This is a genomic window from Peptoclostridium litorale DSM 5388, assembly GCF_900141635.1.
Lineage (GTDB): Bacteria > Bacillota > Clostridia > Peptostreptococcales > Peptostreptococcaceae > Peptoclostridium > Peptoclostridium litorale.
The window spans coordinates 34,685-48,505 of record NZ_FSRH01000011.1 but is presented as its reverse complement, the minus strand read 5'-3'; the positions used below and the strand labels follow the sequence as shown (position 1 = coordinate 48,505).

Below are 13,821 nucleotides of genomic sequence, written 5' to 3'. Positions count from 1 at the left end.
ATTTTTTCATTAATTATCAAATTTTTTTACGTGAGCGCCCTGAAGCACATATGGGCTATCCTCCTTGCAAGCTTCTCTGTCAAAAGCTCCTTGTAATTTTCCTGCATTATCTTGTCAGCCAAAAAGCTAAGTGGAATTGTGAATATAACTATCATAATGTCTTCAACAGTAGTGTTTTCATTCAGGTTTTCAGTGTCCAGCTTTTTTTCCATCATCTTTTCTATCATGGCGCACTGCTCCTGTTTTTTCTTTTCATTCATAGTCGAAAAATCATATTCGAAAATAAGAGTTATTATGAACTTGAGCTTTAAAATATCCGTCTTCGCAAGTTCAAAAAGACCTTTTACAAAACTGTATATGAGGTCATAAAAGCTCTCGCTTTTAGCTATTGTATCCTCAAAGTCCCTCTTCGTCTCCTCGAGATAGGATTCTATAAGCTCTTCAATGAGTTCCTCCTTGCCGCTGTAATGCCTGTAAAGATATCCCACAGACACGCCGGCCTTTTTGGCAATACTCGCTATCGAGGTCCCCTTGTATCCGTACTGGATCATCATTTCTATAGCCGCCTCTTTGACCTTTTCAATTTTATTTGGATCAACCTGTCTAGCCATGCGACACTTCCTTTTTACAAGCTTAAGTGAAATCTTTTTCATTTATTCTGACAGTTACTATATTATCTTTTTTTGATATCAAAGTCAATTAAGTTTTTATTAAGTTTCAAGTAATTGAAATTTAATAATTTTAAGGTAAACAAAAACCAGCGGAATCCGCCGGTCATTTAGCCCTCCATCACTGCCATGAGCACTCCCTCTATGAACTTTTTCACATTGACCTTCCCGCTATGTGCTGACTTTTCCCTTATAAAGTCCATCTCCCTTCTGACTTCGCCAAAGTCAAACAGGGTCGCGGAATATTTCACGAATATGTCATTATAGTAGTCCTCTATTCCCAAATGGGCCATGTTGGAAAGCGCGCTTTTTACAGCCCTTCTTATCCTCTGCTCTATCGCCCCCTTGTTTACATCAGTGTTTCCTTCGCCTTCATATTTTGACTTCAAATGCGAATATGCGTCTGAAAGCTTGTATTTGTACTGCATTGCTTCCTGGGAATATCCCATGTCCATAAGCCATACGACTATGTTGACTATGTCAGTGCATCCCGCCTCCCCAAGTATTCCAATTTGGGCAAGCACCTTTTTTACACTGTCCCTTTCATCCGAAGCCTTTGGGGCGGGTTTCGGGGATTCTCCCTTCAGCATTTCAATACCCTTGAATGCGTTTTCAAATGACTTTATGACCTTTGACATGTTGAGTTTTTCCTGGACGCTCTTTATAACCGAAATAACTTCGATTACGTTTATTGGCTTGTTTATATAAAACTCTACTCCGTCCCTGTATGCCTTCGATATCATCTCCTTCGAATCAACCTGCGATATCATTATGAATATGCTATCGCAGCCCTCCTCTTTCAGACGAGACACCATGCTGGCCCCGTCCATTCCCGGCATCAGAAGGTCCACAAGCACAATGTCCGGGTTAAGTACTTTGATTTTTTCAATAGCTTCAATGCCGTCACTCGAATACCCAATTAAATTCCCAAGCTCTTTGTCCTTTATTATGCTCTTTAATATCTTTTGTATGACCTTGTCGTCGTCCACAATGTAAAAGCTAGTACTCAAGCTGAAATCCCTCCTTTGTATCGGCCACCCTTCTTGGCAGCCTCACTTCAAACAACGTGCTTTCACTGCCTTCTCTCCTTACGAAGCTAACCTGTCCCCCGAGATGTTTTTTCACGATTTCCCGAACGTGCGAAAGCCCTATGCCGGTTGACATCTTTCCCGTTGCCGGATCATATTTCGTGGAAAATCCAGGCTCAAACAAAACATCCATATTGTCTTCGTCTATGCCGCATCCGTCGTCTTCCACCCTGAATATGAAGTTTTTCGAATCAGAGCACTCGCTCACCCGGATTGTCCCCTTCGAGTCTATGGCATCTATGGCATTCGATATGAGATTGTTTATGACAGATATTATGGGATAGAACTCGTTAGTTCCAAAGTCCTCAAAATACTCGAACTCCACATCTATATCCTTGCCCTTTAATGCCACAAGCTTTTGGGTGTTGTTCTTCATTATGTCGAATATCTCGGAAATCCTCATCTGAGAGCTCTTGTTTTCTTCCGAGAGCACCTTTTCCATGCCGTCCACAACCCTGTAGTAGTCCTTTTTTATCTCGTGTATGTTCTTTGCGACAGTGAGGGCCCTGTCCTTGTGGCTGGTGTCTTCAAGCTCCCTGTAAAGCCCGTAGCTTCTTTGCATTGTGTCCTCTATGTCTACCATTGACTTTCTCAGGAAAAAAAGCTCGGACTTCAGGCTCGATATGAAAAGCAGCATCTCCCTGTACCTCTCCTCCTTCTGCTTCCTGTCGTACCTGTTTTTATAGTATATGGACGCCGTATAGAAGGAGTACGTAATCACCGATCTCATGAATCCCATGACTATTATCTTGTATATTGCCATGTCGAAGTCAAATGAAGACACAAGGCTCCTGTATGAAATTTCAAATACATTCGATACGCTGTCGCAAAACCAAAGCGAGATCATGAAAAGCAGAGGATTGTCCGCCTTTTCCCGCACCTGCAGCAGCTCGAACAGCAGTCCGAAAAGCAAATAGAATATGGCCACCGGCATATAGTTCATGAAAATTTCCGGAAACGGCGCCTCCCGGTATGAAATGTACTGTACAAAAGCCCTGAAAAGCGGTATGGCAACGGCAACTATGACGCTCACCACAGTCACGGGAACCTGCCTGAAGTAGAGCAGGAGCATGGAAAGCGTGACCACGGCCATTGAAAGCCTGAACCAGCTTGTCCCGGGCGATAGGTATATCTGCCCCATGAAAACTGTAAGCATTGAAACTATTATTATCTTTTCAATCTTTTCCCTGTTCCAGTTCAATCGTACATCTCCCCTCATAATCTAATTATAATTCACTCAAATATGCACTGTCCACAACATATCGCCTTTGCGCCCTATAAACCGCTTATGGCCTCTTCCCCCTTGACTGTGAGAACTGTGCCTCTTTTTCCCCTGCTCTTTATGACAAGTCCCATGTCCTCAAGCCTTTGCAGCCTGTGCCTGACCTGGCAGCTCGTAAGGCTTATGCGCCTACCTTCAAGGTTTTTGCTTATCTTGTCCCTTCCTGCAATTTCACCTCTTCGCCTTAAAATCAGTATTTCCTTTAGAATTTCAACCTCCTCCACACCAAGGCCCTGCATGCCGATACCCCCGTTTTGAAATTGAAGCTTTATATTCTGCGGTTTTTCATTGCAAATGAGGTTTTCGGGCATGTCGTCAAATGTTATCACGCCGCCGCTTCTTACGGCCATCATGTATGACATGCTGTTTTTAAGCTCCCTCACGTTTCCATGCCAGTCATATCCAACAAGGCTTTCAATCACTGACTCGCTCATTGTGATTTTTTCGGAAGTCTCTATGTTTATGAAGTGCTCAACAAGCTCCCTTATGTCATCTTTCCTGTTTCTAAGGGGGGGTATCTGGACATAGCCTATTTTAAGTCTGTAATAGAGGTCCTCCCTGAAAATTTTCATTTTCATCATTTCATCAAGGTTTTTATTGGTGGCTGCAATCACCCTTACATCGACAGGTTTTATCTGCCTAGCCCCTATTCTCATGACTTCCTTTTCCTGAAGCACCCTTAGAAGCCTAGCCTGCATCTTGAGCGAGACGTCCCCTATCTCGTCAAGAAATATGGTTCCTCCGTCAGCCTGCTCGAAAAGACCGGCCTTGCCTCCCTTCGCAGCCCCCGTAAACGAACCCTCCTCGTACCCGAAGAGCTCGCTTTCTATAAGTTCGTCCGGAAGGGCGCTGAAATTCACCGCAAGAAAAGGCCCCTTTCTCCTTCCTGAAGCGTTGTGCACGGCGCTTGCAAACAGCTCCTTTCCCGTACCGCTTTCGCCCTCTACGAGTATTGTAAGGTCGCTCTTTGCAAGTCTTTTGCATATCTCCTTAGTCTTTTTTATCTGTACAGAGCTTCCCACTATGTCGTCAAATGTGTATTTTGCATAATATCCCTTGTTCACAAGCTCCCTCTTTATCCTTTCATTTTCCTCGATTGCCTGCCTCGCCCCTCTGAATATGGCTATGAAAGAATTGTTTTTTTCTATAAGGACTTTTTTGACCATCACCTCGAATCCATCCACGTCGAGAATCTGTGTCTTTTCTATTTCATCGCTCATCAAAAATTCTATCAGATCCTTGCCGCGCACCACGCATTTGAGCTGCCTTCCTATGATGCCGCCTCCCGATATTTTGAGCATCTTTTTCAGGTTCTCATTGAGTACGCTTATGCAACCGTTTTGGTCGTAAACAAGTATGCCGTCGTTGAACCCGTCTATTACAACATTGAGGCCTTCATAAAGCTTTGCTATCTCCTGAGTTGACTTTGCAAGCCTCTTTGCTACGTTTATGAGCTTTATGAGGTACTTGTCTGAAAACTTTTCGGCCCTCTCATCCAGGGCTTCGAGCTTGCTCAGTATCTCAGCGATGGTCGGAAAGTCTATTATCCTGGTGCCTATGTCGTATACATTTTTCATTCCAGGCGGGACCTTGTCCATCTCGCCCACGGTTATGCAAACGTCTATTCCGCTTGGCAAAGAGCTTATTCCCGGATAGTGCTCGATGTAGTTTATGTGGTCTATGCCAAGCCTTTTGAGAGTCTGAATGCTCTCCAAAGTGGTCCTTTTCGAGTCGTTTACAAATATTACATCGGTGCCCTTTGGGATCAGCACTATCTTGTCCACAAAGTCATAGTTTATGGTTCTTCTCGCAACGACCACCTCGCGAGCATTGCCTATTATTTCACTTTCCTCAAGCTGCTCGTGCATCATATTGCTTGAAAGCACCAGCAGGTCGGCCTGCTCAAATCCTGAAAGTCCCCTTTCCATCGAGTAGCTTTCTATATCCGCAACTGCAGATATGTATTCATAAAGCTGCTTCTCGAGATATATCCTCGTGGATTCCGTTCCCGCTATGAGCGCCACCCTTTTTTTCAACTTTACGCCTCCTTTACAGGCATGTGATGTATGAATGCCTGACTGATTCCCGCCCTGCACATGCTTTTCGTTACTCTAAATCTATATTAGTTATAATGGCTATATATAGCCATTATAACACCATTTACACCTCCAAAACCATTAAAGCCAAAGAATTTTCTAATCTGCTCTGGCCGGCAGGCTCAATTTTGAAATTCTATTCGATATGTACATATTATTGAATTCTTCTATTTGCAGGCAATCAGACGTATATCTCGAATAAACGATATCTTCCATATGCTTTTGATGTGTTTTTGGCATTGTTATTGCTATAGTTTCATTGTCAAAGAATCAATTTTAAATGATATGCAAGGAGGAGACATATATGAGCAAAAAACTTGGAATACTTGGAGGCATGGGCCCTCTTGCAACTGTTGACCTTTTCAAAAAGGTTGTAATGATGACCAATGCGACATGCGACCAGGAGCACATACACCAGATAATAGACAACAACTCACAAATACCTGACAGGACTTTACACATACTCGGGCAAGGCGAAGACCCAACCCCTCATCTTGTAGAGTCTGCAAAGCGTCTTGAAAGCATGGGAGCGGAATTCATAATAATGCCCTGCAACACAGCACACTACTTCTACGACAGGATAGTCGGGAACATACGCATACCTTTTTTAAACATGGTTGAATCGACAGCCCAGTTCATACTTGATGAGCTTGGAGATGGCTCAAAGGTGGGTCTTTTGGCCACGGACGGGACATGCCAGTCGGGAGTTTACGACAAGTGTTTCGCGTCAAGCGGAGTGAATCTTTTAAAGCCCGACAAGTCTTCTCAAAGGCTTGTTATGGACTTCATATACGGCATAAAAGAAGGCAAAGATATAAGCGCCCGCATGATCTACAATGCAATGGAAGGGCTAAAAGAGCAGGGCGTGGAGGTTTTCATACTCGGATGCACGGAACTTTCATACGCAATGGACGAATACGGCCTTGAGGGAAATTTTGTTGACCCTCTCAGCATCGTGGCCAAAAAAGCCGTTGAATTCGCCTTTGAAAACAAGTCGTCATAATTCCTCTGATTTATCAAAATATACTAAAAAGGGGCCGCGAGCATTTTCCAATACTTGCTACCCCTTGAATACCTTCTATTATATGCTATTCGAAAAATCCCTTTTTCACGCATTTTCCGCTTTCAACAAGCTTTTCCCCCTTCGCCATTACCATTTCAACGTTGAAATCTTCATCCACTATTACAATATCCGCATCATACCCGTTTGCTATTTTGCCCTTTTTATGCCCTGCTCCAATCGCCCTTGCCGGATTCGATGTCACGAATTTAAGCGCGGTCTCAACAGGTATCGAGTGATTCTTCACCATGTCGCAAAGTTCTGTCCTCATGCTGTCAATGCCTGCAACGCCTATGCTTTTCAGCCTTCCCTTATCATCATATTCTGGGATGCTCCCGTTCGAGTCGCTGCTCATTGTAATGTTTTCAGGGCTAACTCCGCTCTCAAGTGCCAGCCTTGCGGCCTCGCTAGCCCTTATAGTATCGCCGCCTCCGTCCATTGATGAGGTGATGTCTATAACCCCTCCCATTTTGGCGAATTCAAGCGCCGACTCAAAAAGCCTTGAACTTCTATTTACATGCGTGGGAGAAAACTGTGCTATCGGAACATCCCCGTCCCTTATTATCCCGCTTACCATGTCAAGCCCTGCCTTGCCGTCTCCCATGTGCATGTGCACGAATCCCCGCTTTCCCGAAAGCATCCCCGCAACCCTGGCGTCTGCTGCAAGCCTTGTCAGCTCCTCCTTTGTGACATGGGGCGACCTGTGGTCTGAAACCGCGATTTTCACGCCAACAACCTTGTCTATGAACATCATGTCCTTTTTAACGCAGCCCGTGATTGTAATGCTCGGGCAGCCATATGATCCCGTGAGTATGTATGTGCTTATGCCCTCGTGTTCAAGGGCGCAGGCCTTTGCATAGAGCTGCTCTACATTCCTTGCGCTTCCGTCCGTACCCAAAAGGCCCACCACCGTCGTGATCCCCGATGCTGAAATGTCAGAAAACCTTATCTCCGGAGTCCTGCTTGCAAATCCTGCCTCCCCGCCCCCGCCTGTTATGTGCACATGCCTGTCTATTAGTCCCGGAATCATGAGTTTTCCACTTGCGTCTATGACCTCAATGTTCGCCCCTTCAAAAGAGGCCTCTATATTTTTTCCCACTGCGGCGATCTTTCCGCCCGCCACAAGCACGTCGGCAGCTCCAACATTTTCAGGCGAATATATATTTGCATTCTTTATTATTTTAATCACGCTAGCCCCCCTTTGCATTATGAAATCAGCTTATCGAGAAAATTATTGACCCTTTTGTTTTCAGATAATGCTCCTGCCACAATCCCTATAAGTATAACCCCTATATTGAATATAATATAATTTTTAATTGCCCATGGTGTTTTGCCTTGAAATTTTCCAATCAAGTCAATGGTGTATATAAAACCATTGCCCATTAGCAGACTTGTCGTATAAACAATTATGAATTTTAGTCTTTTCATGAGTTCCCCTTGCATAAATATATTTCTATATAAAAAGCCCCATGAATTCATTCATGGGGCCGCGGCTTTACTCCTAAGCTACTGTTACGTTAGATGCTTGAGGTCCTTTTGGTCCGTCAACTATTTCAAAGTTAACTTCTTGTCCCTCTTGAAGAGTTTTGAATCCGTCAACTTCTATTGCTGAGTAGTGAACGAATACATCGCTTCCTGCTTCTGATGTTACGAATCCGTATCCTTTTTCTGCGTTAAACCATTTAACTGTTCCTTTTGTCATTTCTAAAGTCCTCCAAAAAATTAATATTTCCTTCAATTCTCCTAAAACGACACACATATTGGTTCTTCAATATGTACAATATACACAAAACTACATAAAAATTAATTTTTATTCGAATCGAAGTCTAACTATAATATACTACTTATACCATTAATATGCAACAAAAATATCCACCCTATATCCAAAACATACCAAGAGCCAAAGCCTTTGCCTCTACTGAATTACATTAGCCCGCTGAGGTTTTCGTTTGTTATTTCCTTGAACCTCCATGAGCCGTCAAGCGCCTTTTCCATTGTCATCCTGTATACGCTCCTGCCCTTGGCTCCATTGACCTTCAAATACACCTTGCAGCAGTCCGCATATTCTATGTCTGCCGCAAATTCCGCCCTTGCACATCGCCAAAACTGTATCTGCCCAAGGCTTACGTCAAGCCCCTTAAAGTCAATTCCTCCAAGGCTTCCTTCAGAAGCCATGTTCATATACTTCAAGGCCGCCTGCATAGCCCTTTCTCTTTCGCTCTTTTGGGGAAATGTGCTAAATCCTGTTATATACCATGCCTGTCCTTTTTTGACAAGTTCAACGGAGTGGTCGTCCCCAAAGCTTTGACCATATGAATTCTGCCCAAATGCTCTGAGTCTTACACTTGCCAGTGGTTCTTGCCCGCTGCTGTCGAATTCAACATAGTCGACCCTTATTGACATTACATAGTCGCATCCCTTTACAAAATCCGCCTTTTCCCTCTCTTTCATTATGGTCTTTACGTCGAAATTTGCCCACTGGGTTGGATTTTCAGTGTCTACATAGTACCTGTCTATGCTTTCCATGTCTTTAATTCCGGTCATTTCATACTTGTATAATATGTCAAGCCCGCCTATCAGGGTTTCATATATGGCTTTCTTTTCAGCCTCCGATTTGCCCTGACCCGGCTCCCTTTCCTTGCCCAAGACAGACTCTAAGTTAAAATCCACTATTTCTCCAAGCGGCCCGCCTATAAAACCGTATCTGCCGTCGGGAGTTGTCGCAAATGAACTTCCCGATACTTCAATTTCAGTTTTATTCTCCACTAAATCTCCATTTGATGGATCTTCTACAACCAGCGTGAACTTGTTCTCAGTTCCATGTCCATGCTGAACTATATATGCTATCTTGCCTCCGTATACAAATTTCACATCATATATATACTTTTCCGAAAGCCTCTTCACATCGCCGTTTGCATCCGCAGTGTAAATCAGTCCGAATTCATTATCCCCGACATGTATGGAAGCCTTTTTATGACTCCCTCTGAACCTGCCGTCTGCAATCTCAACTGTCTTAGCGCCGTCTTTTGAGGATATAAGCGTCTTGCTGCTTCTTTCTGCATCAATCACATCGCTTTCTATAAGGCTTCCACTACTTGTGCAGTAAAAATATTCACCGTCTATTATATCCTTTGGATAGACTTTATCTTGCGCCTCATAACTCATTATGAGCTTTGAGCCTTCTATATCATATATATTTCCATTTGTGTTTCTCTTGAACTCCGTATATATTCTGTTTCCTTCAAATCCCCATCCGAAATAGTTTACAAAATCCTCAGCCGTCTCCTTTTTAAAAAGCAGCTCCCCGCTTTCAATGTCCAAAACAGTGAGCTTTCTGCCCCCTGAAAATGCGATATATCTTTCATCCGGGCTGAATTTGGCAAGGCTCACCATTGGTCTGCCTTTTTCAACCACTGCGGTTTTTTTGCTCTTTTTGTCCTCAAAAAATATGTCCACATTGTACTTTACATCGCCTTTAATATTGGTTCCTACGTTAATGCCTTTTTCATCAGATGGCTTTATGTAAAAAATTCTGTTTTTGTCACTTGACTGTGCAATTACGAATCTTTGCCTGCTTGGTGTGAATTTAGAGCTGCTGAAATGGCTTCCAAATCCCACTTGTGCCAGAATCTCATTGCTTGCACTCTCATCGGGCTGACCATCTTGGTTTTGCCCCACTATTCCCTGGCTCGCATCAATATTTCTAATCAATATAAGCACTAATGCTCCCAGCACTGCGGCTAACATGTAATTTTTGATAGTAAACTTTTTCATCTGTTTCACCCCTGTCCGTCAAAAAATGTTGCCTTGTCATCCATATATAGAGATTACCCAAATATGGACAGCTTTATTTCATTAAAACATAATATAAGACTTTATTCGCATACCCTTTGTTCCCGTTGACAAAAATTTCATGCTAAATTTCATACTATCATATATATTAACTTTTCTATCTTATATATACCTTATATCAATATTAAATTTATATTAAATTTTTAATTTCAGCATTGTTTATTATTTTACTGCAAATAAAAAAATCGGCTTCAAGAAATTATCTCTCTGCCGATTTTTTGCAATATCCATTCAAATACTATTCGTCCTCAAGCACTACAGCCGTTCCGTATATCAGAATTTCAGCGGCTCCCTGCATTATCGCCGAAGTTGAAAATCTTATGTTTATTACGGCATTCGCTCCGAGCGACTCCGCCTCTTTCACCATGTTCATTGTGGCTATCTGCCTTGCCTCCTCGAGCATCTGCGAGTACTCCTTCATCTCCCCGCCCACAATGTGCCTGAATGCCGAAGTTATGTCCTTGCCTATGTGTTTTGCCCTTATTGTGCTTCCCTTTGCTATTCCAATTGTCTTAACTATCTTTTTCCCTGGAACATAATCAGTATTTACAAGTATCATAATATTCCTCCGTTTTTTCAGCTTTAAAATCTATGTTATATTTTGAGCTTTCTCAAAATCTTAATATTTTTTAAATCCGCTCTTTTCCTCTTCCTTTTTGGTGCTTATCCTATCGATAATTATCGCAGCCAGCAATCCGAGTGTGGACATTATTCCCACATACCATATTATATTGCTTATATTAAAATAAATGATTGCCTCAACAAATCCCATGCTCATTACAGCCGATCCGACAAAGAGCATTCCCACGCATATGGCTATCGTCCAGCTGAATATCTTTATCATCAAACAAAACACCTCCCTCATTCATGAAAGTCCACACTACATGAGCGTATAAAATTAATACATAGAGTACTAACTGTTTATATAGAGTATATACCCTCAGAGATTTATTTTGTCAAATATGGATGATTTTTAAGGTAAATTTAAATATTATACGTTTTTCGAAAAATGCTTTTTCTCAAATATGCAAGTATCAAAAAACCCCTTGGAAACGATATTCCAAGGGGTTTTTTAAACAATTTTGGTTGCGGGGGCAGGACTCGAACCTGCGACCTTCGGGTTATGAGCCCGACGAGCTGCCAGCTGCTCCACCCCGCGTCATTATAAATTTATCTGCAACGCATCTTCTACTTAACTCATTATAACACATATGCCGACAAATTACAATTCCCCAGATAAATGTATGTCCTCTTAATATCATTTTAATGTAGACAATTATTAAAATGGCAAAGTTAAACTGGGCCTGTATTAACTCCATGCAATTTTATCCCAATTTAACTCTGAATGGAGTTAATACAATGCTTAACCTCATATTCTCCCCCCCTTTGTATTGATTAGTTTTGCGCTAGTGATAGAATGTATTATTTTTGTGTTAGCAACAATTATTACAATTACAGCTACATCCTGACTTCTCTTCTGTTTTTATCTCTTCAATGCCTAATATTTTATATGCTGCATGGCGGATGGCTTTTGCAGGAATATCCTCATATTCATTACCGTCATATGTTACTGTTCGGCAGTATGTCTTAGTTCCTAACAAAGTCGAGCAGGAATCACAATGATTCTCGGATACTTCTATATTCAGAATTTCTTCAATAGGAACTCCATTAAATAGAATACTGTTTGATTGTGAAGTTTGAGAATCATCAAGCTTAGTCTCAATCAGTATAACTTCAATGCCTTTTGGATTTAAAGCTCTGTTCAATCTCTTTATTTCTTGAACCAGATTCTCACCTGTGTCATAACAACGGTCGCAAGTTTCCCCAGCGACATCAAGGTGTTTCCATTCAATTTTAAGGATTTTCACTCATAATGCCCCCTCTTTAATTTATTGTATATTACTATTACGCTACCATACTACCACATATAACAATAAACGGTAAGTAATTCGACAAACACATAATATGGTATTGCTGTGAAATATAAGAATATTGCGGTTTTCCATAGTATTAATAAGTAAACTGCCGGTGAAATTATAATTCCCCATTTATAAAAAACACCAGCTGCAAGCGGTATGGCAAACAGATTATATCCAGTAGCCCATACCAGGTTTTGTATCATTTTTTTGTATGTGGCCCTTCCAAACAGTATAAGTGAAGTGACATCTTTTGGATTGCTCTCCACTAGAATTATATCTGCCGTTTCCGCCGCAATGTCTGTTCCCGATCCTATGGCAATCCCTACATCAGCTTGGGCAAGGGCAGGCGCATCGTTTACGCCGTCTCCAGTCATGGCCACATATTCATTTTTGGATTGGAGCTCTTTCACCTTTTCAAGTTTTTCATGAGGAAGAACTTCGGCGAAATATCCATCTAGCTTCAGCTCATCATTTACCTTTTTGGCTATCTGATTATTGTCCCCCGTAAGCATCCAGCATTTGATCCCTAGTTCCCTTAGCTTTTGAATCGCTTCATATGAATCCTCCCTTATCTTGTCTGCAAGACTTATTGTGCCTATGATATTTTCGTCTTTTAATATAAATACAACCGTAAGCTGTTCATCCTTTGCATGGTCAGGAATGTCCATGCCCATTTCTTTCAGATATCCGGGGCTTACGACTTTAACATTTTGCCCATCGACAATGCCCTGTACTCCTTTTCCCTTGATTGCCTCAAAATCCGAAACATCTGGAACAGAAATACCCAGCTCCTGAGCCTTTTCTAAAATCCCCCTGGCAATAGGGTGCTCAGAGCTTTTTTCCAGAGCCGACGCAAATTTTATTATTTCCTTTTCATCATGGTTTCCATCAGTGCTCTTGACAGAGCTGACGCCGAACTTTCCCTCTGTAAGTGTGCCTGTCTTGTCGAATACGACCACGCTTATCTTCCTGGCATTTTCAAAAGCAGACCTATTTTTAATAAGCAGCCCGTTTTTTGCGGAAAGTGAAGTCGACATGGCTACTACAAGCGGAATGGCAAGTCCAAGAGCATGAGGACATGTAATTACCATAACAGTAGCCATTCTCTCTATAGCGAATGTAATACTCTGACCAACGAAAAGCCATGCTGCGAAAGTTAAAAAGCCTACCGAAAGAGCTATTACTGTAAGCCAAAAGGCCGCCCTGTCAGCTAGCAATTGTGTTTTTGATTTTGATTTTTGAGCCTCCCTTACCAGGTTTAATCAGCACAACATCTCCTTCAGAAAGCTCGCTAACACTGATATCTACAACAACAGTCCCCTTTATCAGATGTGCTTCATCAGGCATCAATTCTGATAGCTTTTTAAGTGCATTTGAAGCGCTTACTACAGATTTCATTTCAATCCAGTGGCCCAGCAGCATAACATCAATCAAAGTCGCCAGTTCCCAAAAGAATAACTTTCCTTCAAGCCCGAAAACCACCGCACTGCTGTATACATAGGCTACAGTTATGGCCATTGCAATCAAAGTCATCATTCCCGGGGATTTATCCTTTAGCTCATTAAACAGCCCCGAAAGGAATGGCCAGCCTCCATAGAAAAATAAAAAAGATGCGAGTAGAAAAAGAATATAGTTGCTACCGTAAAATTCAACTTTAAAGCCAAACCACTCTTGTATTATTGGTGACAGTATTAATATTGGAACTGTCACGACTATTGATATATAGAATCTTTTTTTGAAGTCCTCAATCATCATTTCATGGTGAGCTATGTGGTCATGTTCTTCGTGATGTGAATGCTTATTGCTGCCATGCTCGTGCATGCTATGGTTATGCTGCATTTCTACACCTCCTCAAC

Annotated in this window: 14 protein-coding genes and 1 tRNA gene; 1 reads left to right on the top strand and 14 read right to left on the bottom strand. The window is 42.1% G+C overall.

The features are described 5' to 3' along the window. Positions 1–26: 26 nt before the first annotated feature. The 4 genes from BUQ87_RS10705 to BUQ87_RS10690 form a co-directional block, all read right to left on the bottom strand. Positions 27–653, bottom strand: a complete 627-nt coding sequence (locus tag BUQ87_RS10705) for a TetR/AcrR family transcriptional regulator (protein WP_077216532.1) — start codon at positions 651–653, stop codon at positions 27–29. Positions 654–778: 125 nt separating this feature from the next. Beyond that, the gene (locus BUQ87_RS10700) at positions 779–1,678 is read right to left on the bottom strand and encodes a response regulator (protein ID WP_038264347.1); all 900 of its coding nucleotides are present in this window, start codon (positions 1,676–1,678) and stop codon (positions 779–781) included. After that, complete coding sequence (locus BUQ87_RS10695) at positions 1,668–2,957, bottom strand: sensor histidine kinase (protein WP_038264349.1); 1,290 nt, start codon at positions 2,955–2,957, stop codon at positions 1,668–1,670. Before BUQ87_RS10695 ends, BUQ87_RS10700 begins: the two co-directional genes overlap by 11 nt. 74 nt (positions 2,958–3,031) lie before the next feature. Beyond that, positions 3,032–5,074, bottom strand: a complete 2,043-nt coding sequence (locus tag BUQ87_RS10690) for a sigma 54-interacting transcriptional regulator (protein WP_038264352.1) — start codon at positions 5,072–5,074, stop codon at positions 3,032–3,034. A 364-nt stretch (positions 5,075–5,438) separates the two neighbouring features. On the opposite strand from BUQ87_RS10690, the gene cuyB reads away from it, so the two are divergent. Then, positions 5,439–6,137, top strand: a complete 699-nt coding sequence (gene cuyB / locus BUQ87_RS10685; RefSeq protein ID WP_038264355.1) for a cysteate racemase — start codon at positions 5,439–5,441, stop codon at positions 6,135–6,137. Between the two features lie 85 nt (positions 6,138–6,222). Here cuyB and iadA read toward each other — a convergent pair whose 3' ends face one another. From iadA to BUQ87_RS15425, 10 genes are all read right to left on the bottom strand, one after another. Further along, positions 6,223–7,383: a beta-aspartyl-peptidase gene (iadA, locus tag BUQ87_RS10680; RefSeq protein ID WP_143182459.1), complete on the bottom strand. Its 1,161-nt coding sequence runs from the start codon at positions 7,381–7,383 to the stop codon at positions 6,223–6,225. A gap of 17 nt (positions 7,384–7,400) precedes the next feature. Then, positions 7,401–7,622, bottom strand: coding sequence for a hypothetical protein (locus tag BUQ87_RS10675; protein ID WP_038264358.1), 222 nt, complete (start codon positions 7,620–7,622; stop codon positions 7,401–7,403). Between the two features lie 73 nt (positions 7,623–7,695). After that, positions 7,696–7,896, bottom strand: a complete 201-nt coding sequence (locus BUQ87_RS10670; protein ID WP_038264360.1) for a cold-shock protein — start codon at positions 7,894–7,896, stop codon at positions 7,696–7,698. 221 nt (positions 7,897–8,117) lie between these two features. After that, positions 8,118–9,968, bottom strand: coding sequence for a TolB-like translocation protein (locus BUQ87_RS10665; protein ID WP_038264363.1), 1,851 nt, complete (start codon positions 9,966–9,968; stop codon positions 8,118–8,120). A 316-nt stretch (positions 9,969–10,284) separates the two neighbouring features. Beyond that, on the bottom strand, positions 10,285–10,605 hold the full coding sequence (locus BUQ87_RS10660; RefSeq protein ID WP_038264366.1) for a YbjQ family protein: 321 nt from the start codon (positions 10,603–10,605) through the stop codon (positions 10,285–10,287). A 60-nt stretch (positions 10,606–10,665) separates the two neighbouring features. Further along, the gene (locus BUQ87_RS10655) at positions 10,666–10,893 is read right to left on the bottom strand and encodes a hypothetical protein (RefSeq protein ID WP_038264369.1); all 228 of its coding nucleotides are present in this window, start codon (positions 10,891–10,893) and stop codon (positions 10,666–10,668) included. 236 nt (positions 10,894–11,129) lie between these two features. Beyond that, positions 11,130–11,205: transfer RNA gene (locus BUQ87_RS10650), tRNA-Met, on the bottom strand. Positions 11,206–11,479: 274 nt separating this feature from the next. Continuing rightward, on the bottom strand, positions 11,480–11,914 hold the full coding sequence (locus BUQ87_RS10645; protein WP_038264372.1) for a DUF2703 domain-containing protein: 435 nt from the start codon (positions 11,912–11,914) through the stop codon (positions 11,480–11,482). 50 nt (positions 11,915–11,964) lie between these two features. Continuing rightward, positions 11,965–13,182, bottom strand: a complete 1,218-nt coding sequence (locus BUQ87_RS10640) for a heavy metal translocating P-type ATPase (protein WP_200774462.1) — start codon at positions 13,180–13,182, stop codon at positions 11,965–11,967. After that, positions 13,172–13,804, bottom strand: coding sequence for an HAD family hydrolase (locus tag BUQ87_RS15425; RefSeq protein ID WP_200774461.1), 633 nt, complete (start codon positions 13,802–13,804; stop codon positions 13,172–13,174). The genes BUQ87_RS10640 and BUQ87_RS15425 overlap by 11 nt, the downstream gene beginning before the upstream one ends. Positions 13,805–13,821: the final 17 nt, after the last annotated feature.

Coding starts and splice junctions, on each gene's coding strand:
- BUQ87_RS10705 (WP_077216532.1), bottom strand. CDS start 653: ATGAAAAAGATTTCACTTAAGCTTGTAAAAAGGAAGTGTCGCATGGCT.
- cuyB (WP_038264355.1), top strand. CDS start 5,439: ATGAGCAAAAAACTTGGAATACTTGGAGGCATGGGCCCTCTTGCAACT.
- BUQ87_RS10675 (WP_038264358.1), bottom strand. CDS start 7,622: ATGAAAAGACTAAAATTCATAATTGTTTATACGACAAGTCTGCTAATG.
- BUQ87_RS10670 (WP_038264360.1), bottom strand. CDS start 7,896: ATGACAAAAGGAACAGTTAAATGGTTTAACGCAGAAAAAGGATACGGA.
- BUQ87_RS10665 (WP_038264363.1), bottom strand. CDS start 9,968: ATGAAAAAGTTTACTATCAAAAATTACATGTTAGCCGCAGTGCTGGGA.
- BUQ87_RS10660 (WP_038264366.1), bottom strand. CDS start 10,605: ATGATACTTGTAAATACTGATTATGTTCCAGGGAAAAAGATAGTTAAG.
- BUQ87_RS15425 (WP_200774461.1), bottom strand. CDS start 13,804: ATGCAGCATAACCATAGCATGCACGAGCATGGCAGCAATAAGCATTCA.